The sequence below is a fragment of the Bacillus sp. MMSF_3328 genome (genome assembly GCF_030733525.1).
Classification (GTDB): Bacteria; Bacillota; Bacilli; order Bacillales; family Cytobacillaceae; genus Bacillus_AB; species Bacillus_AB infantis.
In genome coordinates, this window is record NZ_JASHIV010000028.1 from 21,606 (window position 1) to 36,562 (window position 14,957).

Consider the following 14,957-nt stretch of genomic DNA (forward strand, 5'->3'; position numbering starts at 1 on the left):
TCATCCTCCAAAATGATGTTCTGACAATCAACCTGGCATCGTCAGTACCCAGGAAGTCACCCCTGGATAGACCGGGAAACCCGGTTTCGCCTAAATAGTCGCTTCTAAAAATCTTCTTCTTTCTCTAAAAACAATTTCAGCCTCAATCTGCATTAAGCGTTCTTCCATTTCATCGAGCTCAATTTCAGATTCCTTTGCTAATACCTCAGCTCCCATTTCCATAAATTCCTCCATCTCAGCAATTAACTCAGCAATTCGACCTTTCAAAAATTTACGGTATTCATACAAATCAAGTCTGTTCATATTGTCTTATCCTCCTAATTTTAATGTTAATTTTAATATTAATTTTCATATCCGATATGAACGTATCCCCATTTTTTCAATTGAGAAATTGTTTCTTTTGCCGTCTTTCTTTCAAAATCAAATTTATTTCCAATGCCGTAATAACCGCCTTTAACCTTTGTTACTTTCATCAAATCATCGTTCAAGCTCCAAACACTATTTTGTAATTCTTTCGCAGTCATGTTGTCTCAAACCCTTTCATATCAACGTTTGTTGTGTTATTTGATACTTTAATCCTAACATTTTACCTACCTAAGTCCAGGGTTTACACATTATTTTTAATGGTAATATTAACCCTAAAATTAATATAAGTATTAATATTAATATTAATTGTTCTATTAACAAAAGAGCCATAACCGTCATCGAACAAGACAGTTATGGCTCTTTTATTTCATATTAAACTAATTCGTTCGGTAATTCCCATCTATCATAATACTTAGACACATCGTTTTCATCATCTCTTACTTCTATTATTTTGCCGTTTTCGATGTGGAAGTAAAAATAATATTTAGTTCCTGAATTAAGTTTTTTGCCTTTAACATATGATTTTAATTCATCTTTTGTAAAGAAGAATACAAAATATTCATCTTTAAAAGAAACATTAAAACAATAAATATCAAATGCGTTACTATCTAGATCGCTAATATCAACGGTATGCCAACCCGATGGATATTCTAAGAAGCTCTTGCTGTAATAATATTTAAGAATTAATTTATTACCTTTATCATCGTTTAAAACCAATCCAGATCCTTCTTCACGATTTGCTTTCCGAATGCTAAATTGTGGATTTTCTTGTTGTAATCTGTCCGCCACATAATCCCTGGAATTTGCTCTGGTTATCAATACTTGTTGTGGTTGTTCTTGATTCTCGCATTCCTCTTGTTCAATTTCCTGACTTTCCTGACTTTCGATTTTCCCCTCAAGAAATTGAACTTTTTCCTCTAACTTTTGAACTCGTCGAAATAACTCCATAACGATTGAATCATTAGACATTTAAATTCCTCCTTAAAGAATCATTTATTTACTAATTAGATTTTACATTTTATCAACGGTTTTTGTCAATGTAAAAATTAATTTCGAAAAAGAATCTTTTTGTTAAAATTAAATACATCTTAGCTAAAATTTTTATCTCTTTTCTTAATGTAATATTAACCCTAATATTAATGTTATTTTTAATGTTAAAAAGGGTATTAAAATAATAGCCGAATTTCCCCCAATAATATAGATTTTCTCCCGACCGGACTCCCCCCCGGTCTTTTTTCTCGTCTATACTCTCTCTATCTCTCTCACGCTTCATCACCTATTTTGCATTGAGTAGGGTAATGGTATGTAAAAACATATTTAATTCGCTCATACGCTTCCTATACAACACCCAAAAAATAGAAAAAACCCCGGCTGCTGCCAGGGCTTACTTTTTGTCCTTTGGTTGTGCTTTTGGTTGTTGAAGTTTCTCGATTCTTTCCTCATATTGGTTACGGAGTGCCGTGATTTCCGCATACGATTCTCGGAGCTTTCCATTGTAATCTTCATTGGCTGCAAGTAATCGAGCTTGATAATCACGTTCTATTTCTATAATCGCACGATCTTTTTCCGTTTCTTTTCTTTCTTCGAGACGTTCCAGGGCAATGTCATGGTCACGTTTCATGGAGTCAATTTGCCCGGTTAACTGGTTAACGGTTCCTTGAAGGTTATGAACAGTCTCTTTATATTCCTGGATGCTAGATTTCATCCGTTCCGTATCTGTAGCATATTGCTTTTTCAATTCCTCGTTTTCATCTGCAAAAGCTTGGTATTTACTTACCAACCCACTTAACGTATCATTTTTTTCCTTATATTCGTCTATCAAAAGCTGATTATTATGATTAACAGAACGGAGTTCTTCGATTTGCTTACTCAGATCTTCTTTCTCTTTCTCTAAAACCTTCAATGCTTCATCGGATATTTTCGCCTTCTCAACGGCAACAGAAGTTTTTTCCTGGTATTCGCTTATAATAGTTTCCCTCTGTTCAAGTTTATCTGCATATTCCTTCACCGCATGGTCTTTTATGTAGATTGAGCGTTGAATCATATTGGATATTAACTCATAAATCCGATTAGTATGTACTTCTAACTCTGATAGGTCCTGTGTATAATCTGTGGCACCTTGTTTAATTGCGTTCAACTCGGTCAAGGCCACTGCTTTTTCAAACCATTCTTTTGCCGTAATTCCACTAGCTTCAATCATATCTCGTACTTTGTCATTAAGTTCATCGCTTACTTTTACCCCAAAAGTCTTGTCTGCCATCTTCCCCACCACCTCAGTAGTTAACTATTTACCCTTAATATATCAAAGGTTAACCACGTTTACCATGGTTAACCTTAATATTTTTTCCTACAACCACTTGGTTCCGGATAAAATTCAATTGTTCTAATGTCGTAACTTGCGAAATATCATATAGCATACATACCATGCTAACATTCTTTAATCATACGGTTGGTGGAATGTTAGCAAAGGATTCCTCATAGTTTTGTAGATTTATAGCAAACCTTTGGTGATAAAGTAACTTTTTACAATGTCATTCACCAACTGAGATTTTCCTCCACGGCCCAATCGTTTTGCTTGCAGATCTATAACCTCAGCCACTTCGCTATCAAAATAAATTCCCTTTAAAACAGTCGTGAGCTCCTTAGCCGGATTTTCTTCCTGGAGCTTTTCAAGTGGGTCAACATTGAATTTAACGCTAGGATTAATCTCAGTATTAATATTAGAATTAACATTAGAATTTTCATCTGCTACATCTTGAAATCCTGTTATACCTTTTCCTTTTTCTCTTGCCATACTTCCTCAATCTCCTTTGCAAATTCAAAATAATTTTTTACTAATGGATGTTTCGGTAACGATATAGTAGCCGGTAAACCTTGCCGTTTCAATTCATCAGCAAATCGAACGGATCTAGGAATAACCGTATCGAACAATTTCCATCCTCGGTCCATACATAACTGTCGGCACTCCTGGAGAATTTCCACATGAAGATTGGCTCTGCTATCTACTAGTGTACCCAAAATTCCTAAAATCTCTATATTCGGATTCGTATCTAATTTCAATGTATTAATGCTTTCAACAATTTTAATCAACGACCTCATGCTATACGGTTCCGGCTGAAATGGAATAATGACATAATCAACGAAAGACAAAATATTCGCCTGGGTCAATGCCAATGTTGGAGGGCTGTCCACCAGGATAATGTCATAGTGTTTTTTCAAATGATTCATCGAATTTCTCAGCAGCATAAAACGGTCTTTTTCTTTGATTTCCTTATTGGTCAAAACGTCAAATTCAAAAAACGTCATATCATCATTTGCTGGGATTACATCAATATTCTTATAAGCATTTACAATCGCAGCCTCGGCAGCCAATCCATCGACCATTACATCATAAACGGTGTATTCAAACTTATCCGGATTTTTGCCAAACGAAAGAATGGCGTTTCCCTGGTTGTCGCAATCAATAATCAATACTCTTTTGCCCTGGGATGCCCAAACCCCGGCTAGATTAACAGTGACGGAGGATTTCAAAACTCCCCCTTTATTGGTGGAACACGCTAATACCTTAGCATCCATTTTCATATGCCCCTTTGACTCAGTTTCTCAAAATTTTTTCAACCACGCTTTCCGGAACCATAACTGTTCTTTTGTCAAAATCACTCTCTACAATTTCAGCAGCCATAATATCCGAATACTTTCCGGCTTCTTCAAGAACAGTCGTATATCCTCGCTTATGAGCTTTCCAATACGTTGTTCTCCCGGAGCCAATGCTTCTTTCTAAATCTATTAAGTAAAACATGATTGCCTCCATTAATGAACAAACTGATATTGTTTTTTTCGTTCCTCGCATTTTTCCAGGAACACATAATATAATTCTGTACTGTTCGGCTTCACATGACTGAAACCTCTCTGCTCGGACCATTCTGTAATGTACCCATCCGTGTGATATAAAAAGACCTTATCAAATGACACTTCGCCCAACCAATCTAAAACATTGTTCAGATAATCAGAGTCAATGGCATTCGTTAAGGTCTTTGTACCTTCCTGGTCACGGTCAAACAGGTGTAAATTACGCCCAACAAAAACATCAATCATGGTTTTGCCTACACGCAATGTTCTCTCCATAACAAACGCCCCTTTATTAGAGTTTCATTATAGAGCCATTATACACCCTTCTAATTTTCTATTCGAGTGATTTTTACCTCAACCTTGAACTGATCCGGATTCTTTTTCAAAACAGATATGAAGCGTTCCAGGTCACTATGTAATAGGAACCCTTCTTTTTCATCCTCAAAACTGAAATTCATAGCAGCCTTTTTCGGCTCAGAATTAACAACTTCCGTAGGTGCCGTTTGTTGTTGGTTCATTATCTCCTGGAGCATTCGGCTCTGAGCAAATACTAACTGTTTCAATTCCTCTAACTCTAAACGATTCATGCCTGTTACTTCGTCTTTTTCCTTAATCGCTTCTTTAATAATTTGCTCTGCTTCCGGTTCCATTCTGTTCTCAGCCTCAATTCTCTCAATTTCCTCTATCTCTTTTTCTTCGTCAAAAATTTCATTTTTCGGCTCGATTTTTATACTCAACTCCGGTTGTTTATGCTTTTCGACATTTTGCTCAACATTTGTTTCATAAATGTTTGGTTTTCCCAACTTCTTACGCAGCGTATAACGGAGGCTATACACATTTTTCACATCTTTTCCCCATATCTTCGCCACGGAATGAAGATTATATTTTTCGTTATAGTCATCCAATATTTCAAGTTGCTTCTCTTTTGGCAGTAATTTCAAATCATTGAACTTAATAATGTCCTGCTCCTGGGCCTCGGGCTTATCCCTTTTGACTCCTGTATTCTTTTTCGGTTTGGCAGATGCCGGGCGTTCTAATACTTCTAATTTATATAGCAATTCATAATAACTGTTATGGTCCATTCCTAATGCTTCCTGGATTTCCTTTGCCTTGTACGTTTCTCTCCATTTGGTCAGAATCTCTTTTTGTCTGTCCTCCGGATGCGTTTGTAATTCCATGAATGTCATTAATGAAGTAAACATATTATAGCCCCTAACCTTTCCTGGTTTAGTGTACTCTCGTTTTTCTTTGCCCCTTAATAGATTGTGTGGAAATTGGATAACGCCTGTATAGCCACGCTTCCCGGTCTTGTGATGAACCCCACTAGCTGCTCGTTTCTTTTCTTGAATTTCATATCTAAATTCTCTTTCGATTTCGGCAGTAGAAAGCAATTCCCCTCTCCCTCTCACGGATCTATTTTATTTATGTGAAGCCAGGGCAATGCCCCGGCAGTTTTTTAATACGGCATTTCTTCAAGTTCATTACGTTGTTTAATATGTTCCTTAAAATCAGCCTTCTTAAAATCAAACTTGTTATTAAACCATGCCTCTAGTTGCTTCTTAAAAGAAGATTTAACAGGTTGTCCATTTTTATATAATGCCACTACCAATTGAGCAAACTCAGCTTCCGTTAAAACATCAAATTCTCTCAGTCCATAACCAGGCTCAAAATCACTATCAATTAAATTTTCATATTTCTCATAAAGTGCTTCCACTTCTTTTAAATCAAAGTCAGCTCTAAAATTACCTGTTCTCTTTATTTCCTCTGATAACCAGGTAGTTAAAAGATGAGGCAAATGATATTTTCCTGTTCTTAAATCTTTATATATATCATAAGCTACACTAGAATCAATTTGAGAAAAATCAATAGATGGATGAATAGGAATGACCTTTTGACCCTGACCTTTTTCTTTATGGTCTTTGGTCTTAGGGTCTAATTTAAAATCATTAGATTCAAGATTTAAAGAATTAGATTCTAATTCCCTTAAATTTTTTAAGTCATGGTGACTAAAATTATTTAAGTCATGGTGACTTAAATTTTTTAAGTCACCATGATTTTCAACGGTTTCCTCTTGATTTTCCTCGTGACTTAAATTTTTTAAGTCACCAATTTTCTTCATTCCTACGACTTTTTCATTCTTATATTTCTTACGTTTTTCTTTTTGCTCCTTCTTGGTTTGCTCTCGCAATTCTATAATTTCACCAATATATGACCATTGCTCGGACAAAGTTTTCGGAGTCAAAACATAAATTCTATTAGCTGCATCTTTTACCGGGTCCTCAAACAACAAACCATGATTAGCTAATTCTCTTTTATATTTTATTAGCGTTGGCTCAGAACAGTTTAATAGATACATAAGCTCTGTATTATCTGCCAGGATATATATATCCCCATTCTTGTCTAAATAGCTTTTGGTGCCCTCTACCCCATTAGCATGAGCTTCTGTTTGCATTTCAAAATATGAAACCTTATTCCTTAAAAAGCAATAAAGGATTTTCGCCTTCTCGTGCATTTTTCTGTAAATCGGGTCAAACATTAGAAATTCATATAATGGCATATACTTGTCTTGATTGACTCGTTTTCCACTGATCCGTTCGCCTTGCTCTATTTCTTTTTTACTCATAAAAATAACCTCCTGGAATATTTTCCGGAAGGCTGACTCGAACAAAAACAAATTAACTATGTACCTTAAATTAACATTAATTACAACATTAATAACCTATTGCATAACTCTACGCAAACAGGGTATAATAAGGGTACAAATTTAATTGTCCTGGTGTTTCTGTTCGGGGTGCCTCCCGAGATAGAACCCGTAAAACCTCAAATGCTGCTAACATTTGGGGTTTTTTTATTGGGTTTATAATCATTCTATAACATTACTTGTCATATTTAAAGAGAAATTTTTTCAAAACTCAAACACACATATTAAATTATGTTGACAATCAGAAAACCCTATGGTTTAAATTGTTGCAATTTGTGGTATACAGTCGAGTTAGAGGTCTAAATCTAGTACCATATCATCCATTTGTTGCTGATCTATACCTATATATCGTAAAGTCACCGATGGACTAGAATGGTTCAAATATTTTTGGATTATCGCAATATCATAGCCTTTCGTGTACGCATTATAGCCAAATGTCTTTCTCAAACTATGGCAGCCAATCCTATCCTCAATACCTACCATTTCGGCAGCTTCCTTAATAATTCTTCTCGCCTGTTGCCTGGTGAGGGAATATCCTTTTTTTCTACTCTTGAAAATCAAGTCCTCTAAATCTATCTCACCGAGTTCTTTCATATATATCTCAATCGCTTTATGTAATTGTTTCCCTATGACAAATTTTTTGTTCTTATCGGTCTTGTCCTCTTTTAATTCAATATGAGTACGGATCTTCATATTATCTTTCAAAACTTCTCCCCAAGTTAATTGCAAGAGGTCATTTATCCGAACGGCAGAATTGATTCCCAGGACAAAGAGCAAATAATCTCTTTTGTTTTTTCCTAATAGATATGTTTTCATAGCTTGAATTTTTTTCGGGTCTTTAATCGGTTCTACAAATTCCATGAAATACGCCCCTTTTGTGAATGTTCCTCATCGGTTATTATACTATATTTTGGTACATTCATTTAGAGTTTTTTCATAGATTGCTAACAAACCCTTGATATTACTGCATTTCCAATGTTCCTTAATTACAAAGAGGTGCATTCGGAATATTCATTAAAAAAGACCGTCTATTGACGATCTTGTGTTAAATCTTTTACTTTGTTAATTCTTTTCCCAAAGTCATATGACTGGCTGTAATAAATTTGACCACATGAAAGACATTCAACGTCACATAATCGGTCATAATTGATTTTATCTTTTAAGTTTTCCGGATATTCTTCTATCCTTATTACAGATAAAACTCCACCACATTTACATTTCAATAAAAATCACCCTAATGAATTATTCATTCTTATTATACTTTGAAATAAAATGATATAAGAGTGTTATTTTAAAGGAGATAATCCCCTTAGTTCCTCTATTGTTGAAAAGGTTTCTAAATGTTCAAATCCATAAAATCCAGTTTTTGTTCCTCTCTGACGAAGGTAACTATCCTTTATTAATTCATCAGATTGGTATTTGTTTAAAATTTCTTTGGTGGCCAATCCACATAACACTACATGATTATCGCTTACCTTAATCATGATAATTTCCGGTGAGTATGAGTTTTTGAAAATTATGGGGAATAATCCATATTCCACTGTTTTAATTCCTGCTTTTACTCCAATGGTACTTAAATCCGGTACATGGTATTTATTTGAATTACCGATAGTCCAGTCAATAATATTTTCTACTCCGAGGTATTCTTCAAGAGCAGCTTCTCCTAGAGTGCCTGTATAAAACCGTTTAAAATGCGATCTATTATCTACTGCGTGATGACTTTCCTTTTCTTTCTCTTTTATTAGTTCGTTCACAAAATCCTTAATTCTTTTTACCTTTTCTTCCGGAACTATAACTTTTTTGTATTGATTTTTAAAAGGAAGGATATGGGTACCGTATGTGTACATTATTTTCTCCTTAATTGAGATGTTAAGAAGAAAATAAAGAAAAGCTACTTATAAGTCTACATCTTATAAGTAGCTTTTTTATTTTAGGTTTAGGCAGTAATTAGTTCTCTTTTATCGGCATCTTCTTCATTAAATGAGAATAATGAGCTTAACTCCGGTGTATCAATAAATGCTTTAATAATATGTTTTAATACATTTACAGGAACACTGTTTCCAAATTGTTTCCAAGCTTGACCGTCACTTACTGGGATAATAAAATCTTCAGGGAACCCCTGGATTCTTGCACATTCTTTAGGAGCAAGTTTTCTAACCTTACCATTAATTAGATAGCAACCTGTTTTACTACCTGGCCCACCACCTTGAGCTGATAGTGTAATAGCATGCCCCAAGTCACTATAAATTCTTTCACCTTGTCCACCTTTATTTATTGTTCCAACTCTCATCGGTTTTAGCTGATAGTCATTAAGTAGGCTCTCATTTGGAACCTTTGACTCATCCACCACCATATCATCTCTATTTATTATATATTGTTCAGTTTCCTCGTCAGGAAGTATCATATCTCTTAAGATTACTTGTTCATAGGTTGGTTTAGGGAATTTAAATTCTTTTACATTAATGTCTTTTCTAACTGCAATCATGAATATTCGCTCTCTATTTTGGGGTAAACCAAAATGACTGGCATTTAATACTTTATGCCAAAGATCGTAGCCAATTTCATTTAGTGTTTCTTCAACTGTTTTTAAAGTATTACCGTCATCATGAGTTGCAAAATTCCTTACATTTTCCATAAATAATATTTTCGGTTTATGATGTTGTGCAATTCGAGCAACATCAAAAAAGAGAGTTCCTCTTGTATCCTCGAAGCCTTTTCGTTTACCAGATATACTAAATGGCTGGCATGGAAATCCAGCACAAAGAATGTCATGAACAGGTATATCTTCTGCTTCAATTTGTGTAATATCGCCTTCAGGCATTATACCGTAGTTTTCGAAATAAGTTTTTTGTGCATGCTTATCCCATTCTGATGAAAAAACACATTCAGCACCAAACGATTCCATAGCTGTATGGAAACCTCCAATACCAGCAAATAAATCAATGTATTTTATTCCTTTTAGTGCATCCTTATATTCTTCAAAGTAATTCATTTAAAACTTCCTTTACTTTTTATTAATCATTTCATGTAATCCTAGTACCCGTACTCTTTGATAGGTAGCATAATGGGATCTGTATATAAGATTGCTAGCATCCTTAACCGACAGTCGATGGCTATTTTCAGTTAGGAATGCATCTTCCTCATTGGTCCATCTTCTTCCGATATGAGGTGTTATACGATTTTGTAAATTTAACTTAAGAGCAGTTTCAAGTAACTCCTTTAAGCTTATACCTAATCTATTTTTTATTTCGTCTAGTCGCTTTTCTCCCCAATTTTCCATAATAAATTTTTCCTTATCCAAATGACACACCTCATAGAAATTACCGTTGATCCTTATTTACCCTCAACTTAATTTCGTTCATTTTTGTATAAAAACTATCTTCTAAGTCAATATCTAGGTAATTCGCAAACTTTACCAAATACGCTATGCAATCAGATATTTCTTTGCCGATATTTTCTTTATATGTCTCTTTAGCGAGCTTGAATGCCTCATCTTCATTAAAGCCCTCGTCTTTAACAAGTTTATGCGTTTTATTGAAAATTGCCCTAAATTCTTCGGCAACCTCACTTACTTCTGTTGTAAGAAGCATATAGTTATTTAGCATCGAAGCTCTTGAATCCTTGTAACTTTTATCAGAAATTTCCCAGTTCATTTCTCTTTGGAAATCTTTTAAGAATTCTTGAATATCCCTCATAATTGCACCTCTAGTTGGGTAAATACTAATCTCTATAATATCATAAAAGTCATTGATTTTTTATTGGGATTTATTATTAACTAAACGCAATACTTGAAAAGTGAAACCGAATAATTATGAATAATAACACAGGAAACTGAAGAATGCTACTTATAATCTGTCGACTTATAAGTAGCATTCTTTTATTTTGTAAATAGTATCCAATTAGGAGTTATTAATCATGAATTACAGATCTATATTAGGTAAAAATATCCATAAGCATAGGAAAATTAAAGGAATATCGCAAGAAAAACTTGCTGAGGACTGTAGCTTGCATCGTACATACATAGGGGCTGTTGAAAGAGGCGAAAGAAATATATCAATAGATAATATTGAAAAAATTGCAATCGCTTTAGAAATAGATATTAAACAATTATTCGAAGATGAAAAGGATGATAATAATGTGTGCTAATGTATTACCTGCTTGGGAAGAATTTGAGCTCGAAGCATGTGAATATTTAAACAATGAAATAGTTAATTCAACAATTGAATTTCGGCAAACTGGTGGAAAAAACTCACTTACAAGTGATATTAAGGTGTTTAAAAACAATATAAACTTATTTTCCATCGAAGCAAAGCTTTCGCCATCTCAAAGTGGCCAGTTTGTGATATTGGAGGACAATGGGGTTTACTTTCTTTCTGATGCAGGAAGGTTCTCGAATAAGTACACTCAAGCTATTATTGACCATCTTAATGCGAATAACAATGAATATTCGCCCCAAGGTCAGAAAGCGACTAACATTAAAATCGATGAAAATCTAATGGTTGATTGGGTAATTGAGCATTATAAAAATAAAGATAGCCACTTTGTAATAACCTCAACAGAATTAGGAGGATATAAAGCAATATTCCCTATTGAAGATATTAAGAAATACTTCCATGTTACTGCAGTTGTAAGAAGGAAAAGAAGTGGTACCAGGTCGGTTCCTAGGTCTAAAATGGAAGATTGTGTTCAAGAGTTGCACGCACATGCTCGAAATTTAGGTTTGACTGTAACGGACTTTAAAAAGGGCGATAAACCCTTTGTAGCATTTAGTGAGAATTTGGAAATTGACAAAAAAGGAAGATATTTTGGCAAACAATATTATCTATCCCCTGAAGATGGAGGTTATAACGTAAAAGTAAGAGCTTCAACTAATAATATCAATGTTATTTTTTCTCTACATTATAAAGGTCCAAAATCGAATTTTGGAAAAGAAGAATTAGAGAACTTTATCAATAAGTTTTAAAAAACCAGCCGACTGTATAATTGTACAGTCGGCTTAGATTTTGTCTATATTCTCCACCTTAATTAAATCCTGGTTAACAGATTCCCATAAATATAAACACGCAATTGTTGTGTTCTTTCCCCATGCTTTCGCTTTTTCTAAAAAGCATGATTTAATATCCGTTTCCTCCTCCTGTGAATAAAGCCATTTCACTGCACGTTGTAGTCCAACATCATTTAATGGCAGTACATCCATTCTTCCTAAGGAAAAGATTAAAAACATTTCAGCAGTCCATTTACCTATTCCCTTTACGCTGGTTAAAGTTTTTATAACTTGTTCATTCTCCATTTGATCAATTTCGTCTAAATTAATTTCTCCAGATAGAAACCTGTTAGATAAATCGCGTAAATAGGAAATTTTCTGTTTAGATACGCCAACACTTCGCAGTTGTTCATCATTAAATTCGTTCATAGATGACGGTGTTATTTTATTTTGTAGAAGTTGTTCAAACCTGGAGTATATAGTTCCTGCAGCTTTAGGTGAAAGCTGTTGACCAATGATTGATTTTGTCAAAGCTTTAAAATAATCCTGTCTTAATTCAATCTCTATATCCCCTATTATTCTTATTAGTTTGCTTAATTGAATGTCGGAATTACATATTTCGATAACCCTTAAATCGCTTTGGAATATTGGAAGTTTATTATCACAAATACTCAATCACTTTCACCTCAGAAATCGTTTTTGTTGCCAATCATATCACATTATTTTATCTGGGACTATTTTCGTTCAAAAAATAGGATGAACCAAAAATGGCACACCCTATCTGATATATTAAAAGTTTATGTCAATATAGCTTAATAGACTCCGAACCTTTTCCATGTAATTCAATCGGATTAGTCCGTGACCTTCTGAGCTCTTTTTATAGCCTAGAGCAACAGTCCTTTTCACCAACAGGGCATAAATCTCAGCTTCGGTCAGTTTTCTATTAAACTCTTTTTCTCCCATCTGAATGAGCAACGCAAGAGCTCCGGCAACATGAGGCGTTGCCATACTTGTACCGGAAATTCTCGCATACTTTTTCCCTGGCCACGTTGATAAAACATCCACGCCCGGAGCAATTACATCGACTTCCTGGTTATTGTTCGAGAATGGAGCTAACTTGTTGTCCAGGGTGGAAGCTGCAACCTCAATCACTTCATTGTAATTACCAGGATACGAATACTCGAACGAATCCTCTTTATCGTCACCCTCATTCCCAGCTGCAACCACCACGGCGATTTCCTTATCATTTGCCTCCTGGATGGCTTTCCGTAAGTCCGGCACTTCATCGGGTCCACCTAATGACATTGAAATGACTCGCACTTTTTCACCGTTTGGACCTGTCCAATTACTTGCATATCGGATGGCTTCGGCAATCCAGGAAAAATAACCGGAGCCCTGGGCATCGAGCACTTTACAAATCAGAAGTTTCACTCCTGGTGCAACTCCAACCACTCCGGCAGCATTTTTATTAGTCGCTGCAATGGTTCCGGCAACGTGGGTTCCGTGACCGTTAAAATCAAAATATTCTTCGGGCTTACCGTCATCGGTAAAATTCTTTCCTCCGATAATTCTATCTTTGAGATCCGGATGGTCTTTTTCTACTCCTGTGTCCAGGACTGCCACAACCACACCGTCACCCTCATAACCTTGTTCCCAAAGTGATTGAGCTTCCAGGATGGTCACGCCTTCCGGAATCGTATCGGCTTTCTGTTCAATGGTTTGTACTGTAAACGGAATAACTCGAACATCTTTTTTACTTGTGTCCGTCATAATATCCTCCTTTAATTTGTAATCCATGCTCCTGTAAATCCTTTGGCTTTCAATTGGCTTACTAGCTTCTCAGCGTTTACTTTACTGCTGAACGCACCCACCTGGATTCGATGGAGCCCATCGGATGACTTGATAATTCCGGAAAATCCGGCAGCCTTTACAGTCACTAAAAATTTCTGAGCATTTGCCAGGTTTCCGAAAGCTCCGACCTGGACACGGTAAAGCGTTTCTCCTGTTTTTGGAGCCGGAGCAGAAACAGGCTTCTCAACTACCTTTTTTTTAAGGCTGTAAAACTCAGCAATTCCTTCAACAATCGCTCTCGCACATAATTGCTGATACGATGACGATGCCATGAGCGTTTTTTCTTCCTTGTTACTCATAAATCCACATTCGCAAAGGAAACTCGGCATTTTCGTTGAACGCATTTCCCACAGTTCCGGTCTAGCTTTAATGCCTCTGTTTGTCCGTTTGGTCGCTGCAATCAAATGAGCATGAACCTTTTGAGCCACATTAAAACCGTTACTGCTCGAAGTCGAAGTGCTATACACCAGGGTTTCGATTCCGTGAGCATCACTCCATGTTGAGCCCAGGGCATTATAGTGAACAGACACATATAAATTGGCTCCCCAACTATTCGCCTTATTGGTCCTCTCGGCTAATGGAACATCCCGGCTCTCGTCAAATACTTTCAAGGTTTGGACATTCTCATATTCATTCAAATATCGAATCACCAAATTAGCAGTCGGATGATTAAATTGAGCTTCTCTAAATCCATCGGGGCTGCGTTTTCCTGGTGTTTCGGGTCCGTGACCACCGGATACGGCTATCTTTACCATGCAAAACACTCCCTAATATTTATTTTAATCCTAACATTAATACTAAAATTAATATTAGAATTAACTCACTCTTTCAAAGCCTTAAAAGTATTCGCCTCTCCATTGCTTGGTGGAGTCGTTTTATCGTCACCATTTAGAAAATATTTCACGGTAGCAACAGAACCAATTCCTAGTAGTGCCAAACGTATTCCGGCAACTACGCTTCTTTCATCAAAGGCTTTAAATTCAACTAAACAGGAATACAAGAGCCCAATTACAATGGCAACCAGGGGCAGAAAACGAGTTGGAATTGTGTTCGTTTCACGGATAGCATAAAGCACAAAAGCCATTCCAATATAAACCGTAAACCCAATTGGCTCCGTTATTTCAACGGCATACGGCTGACCATCTACACCCAAAACGGCAGTCTGTTTGATTTGGGCTAACACCCATTGCAAAACATCCATGTTAT

General features: G+C 35.7%; 21 protein-coding genes. 2 read left to right on the forward strand and 19 right to left on the reverse strand.

Annotated features, from left to right (window positions below):
- Positions 1–90: 90 nt before the first annotated feature.
- From RBB45_RS24245 to RBB45_RS24315, 15 genes are all read right to left on the reverse strand, one after another.
- On the reverse strand, positions 91–303 hold the full coding sequence (locus tag RBB45_RS24245) for a hypothetical protein (RefSeq protein ID WP_306010509.1): 213 nt from the start codon (positions 301–303) through the stop codon (positions 91–93).
- A 38-nt stretch (positions 304–341) separates the two neighbouring features.
- The gene (locus RBB45_RS24250; RefSeq protein ID WP_306010510.1) at positions 342–524 is read right to left on the reverse strand and encodes a hypothetical protein; all 183 of its coding nucleotides are present in this window, start codon (positions 522–524) and stop codon (positions 342–344) included.
- 214 nt (positions 525–738) lie between these two features.
- Complete coding sequence (locus RBB45_RS24255) at positions 739–1,335, reverse strand: hypothetical protein (RefSeq protein WP_306010511.1); 597 nt, start codon at positions 1,333–1,335, stop codon at positions 739–741.
- A gap of 415 nt (positions 1,336–1,750) precedes the next feature.
- On the reverse strand, positions 1,751–2,626 hold the full coding sequence (locus RBB45_RS24260) for a hypothetical protein (RefSeq protein WP_306010512.1): 876 nt from the start codon (positions 2,624–2,626) through the stop codon (positions 1,751–1,753).
- Positions 2,627–2,857: 231 nt separating this feature from the next.
- Positions 2,858–3,160 carry a hypothetical protein gene (locus RBB45_RS24265; protein WP_306010513.1) on the reverse strand — a complete coding sequence of 101 codons (303 nt, stop codon included), beginning with the start codon at positions 3,158–3,160 and terminating at the stop codon, positions 2,858–2,860.
- Positions 3,133–3,942: a ParA family protein gene (locus RBB45_RS24270; RefSeq protein ID WP_306010514.1), complete on the reverse strand. Its 810-nt coding sequence runs from the start codon at positions 3,940–3,942 to the stop codon at positions 3,133–3,135. Before RBB45_RS24270 ends, RBB45_RS24265 begins: the two co-directional genes overlap by 28 nt.
- Before the next feature lie 19 nt (positions 3,943–3,961).
- Positions 3,962–4,165: a hypothetical protein gene (locus RBB45_RS24275; RefSeq protein WP_306010515.1), complete on the reverse strand. Its 204-nt coding sequence runs from the start codon at positions 4,163–4,165 to the stop codon at positions 3,962–3,964.
- Positions 4,166–4,176: 11 nt separating this feature from the next.
- Positions 4,177–4,491 carry a hypothetical protein gene (locus RBB45_RS24280; RefSeq protein ID WP_306010516.1) on the reverse strand — a complete coding sequence of 105 codons (315 nt, stop codon included), beginning with the start codon at positions 4,489–4,491 and terminating at the stop codon, positions 4,177–4,179.
- Positions 4,492–4,541: 50 nt separating this feature from the next.
- Positions 4,542–5,606 carry a hypothetical protein gene (locus RBB45_RS24285; RefSeq protein WP_306010517.1) on the reverse strand — a complete coding sequence of 355 codons (1,065 nt, stop codon included), beginning with the start codon at positions 5,604–5,606 and terminating at the stop codon, positions 4,542–4,544.
- Positions 5,607–5,671: 65 nt separating this feature from the next.
- On the reverse strand, positions 5,672–6,838 hold the full coding sequence (locus tag RBB45_RS24290) for a replication initiator protein A (protein ID WP_306010518.1): 1,167 nt from the start codon (positions 6,836–6,838) through the stop codon (positions 5,672–5,674).
- Between the two features lie 369 nt (positions 6,839–7,207).
- Positions 7,208–7,777, reverse strand: a complete 570-nt coding sequence (locus RBB45_RS24295) for a site-specific integrase (protein ID WP_306010519.1) — start codon at positions 7,775–7,777, stop codon at positions 7,208–7,210.
- Between the two features lie 425 nt (positions 7,778–8,202).
- Complete coding sequence (locus tag RBB45_RS24300; RefSeq protein ID WP_306010520.1) at positions 8,203–8,763, reverse strand: hypothetical protein; 561 nt, start codon at positions 8,761–8,763, stop codon at positions 8,203–8,205.
- A gap of 89 nt (positions 8,764–8,852) precedes the next feature.
- Positions 8,853–9,908: a DNA cytosine methyltransferase gene (locus tag RBB45_RS24305; protein ID WP_306010521.1), complete on the reverse strand. Its 1,056-nt coding sequence runs from the start codon at positions 9,906–9,908 to the stop codon at positions 8,853–8,855.
- Between the two features lie 12 nt (positions 9,909–9,920).
- A complete protein-coding gene (locus tag RBB45_RS24310) occupies positions 9,921–10,217 on the reverse strand; it encodes a hypothetical protein (RefSeq protein ID WP_306010522.1) in 297 nt (98 codons plus the stop codon).
- Positions 10,218–10,236: 19 nt separating this feature from the next.
- Positions 10,237–10,611 carry a MazG nucleotide pyrophosphohydrolase domain-containing protein gene (locus tag RBB45_RS24315; RefSeq protein WP_306010523.1) on the reverse strand — a complete coding sequence of 125 codons (375 nt, stop codon included), beginning with the start codon at positions 10,609–10,611 and terminating at the stop codon, positions 10,237–10,239.
- A gap of 220 nt (positions 10,612–10,831) precedes the next feature.
- Here RBB45_RS24315 and RBB45_RS24320 point away from each other — a divergent pair, with 220 nt between their 5' ends.
- Both RBB45_RS24320 and RBB45_RS24325 read left to right on the forward strand, forming a co-directional pair.
- Positions 10,832–11,062, forward strand: a complete 231-nt coding sequence (locus RBB45_RS24320; protein WP_306010524.1) for a helix-turn-helix domain-containing protein — start codon at positions 10,832–10,834, stop codon at positions 11,060–11,062.
- Positions 11,052–11,879, forward strand: coding sequence for a PDDEXK family nuclease (locus RBB45_RS24325; protein WP_306010525.1), 828 nt, complete (start codon positions 11,052–11,054; stop codon positions 11,877–11,879). The genes RBB45_RS24320 and RBB45_RS24325 overlap by 11 nt, the downstream gene beginning before the upstream one ends.
- A 33-nt stretch (positions 11,880–11,912) precedes the next feature.
- On the opposite strand, the gene RBB45_RS24330 is transcribed toward RBB45_RS24325, so the two are convergent.
- The 4 genes from RBB45_RS24330 to RBB45_RS24345 all read right to left on the reverse strand — a co-directional run bounded on the left by RBB45_RS24330 (position 11,913) and on the right by RBB45_RS24345 (position 14,952).
- Positions 11,913–12,575, reverse strand: a complete 663-nt coding sequence (locus RBB45_RS24330) for a DNA-3-methyladenine glycosylase family protein (protein WP_306010526.1) — start codon at positions 12,573–12,575, stop codon at positions 11,913–11,915.
- Between the two features lie 114 nt (positions 12,576–12,689).
- Positions 12,690–13,697, reverse strand: a complete 1,008-nt coding sequence (locus RBB45_RS24335) for a S8 family peptidase (RefSeq protein ID WP_371931664.1) — start codon at positions 13,695–13,697, stop codon at positions 12,690–12,692.
- Positions 13,682–14,506, reverse strand: coding sequence for an N-acetylmuramoyl-L-alanine amidase (locus RBB45_RS24340; RefSeq protein ID WP_306010527.1), 825 nt, complete (start codon positions 14,504–14,506; stop codon positions 13,682–13,684). Before RBB45_RS24340 ends, RBB45_RS24335 begins: the two co-directional genes overlap by 16 nt.
- Before the next feature lie 65 nt (positions 14,507–14,571).
- On the reverse strand, positions 14,572–14,952 hold the full coding sequence (locus RBB45_RS24345; protein WP_306010528.1) for a hypothetical protein: 381 nt from the start codon (positions 14,950–14,952) through the stop codon (positions 14,572–14,574).
- Positions 14,953–14,957: the final 5 nt, after the last annotated feature.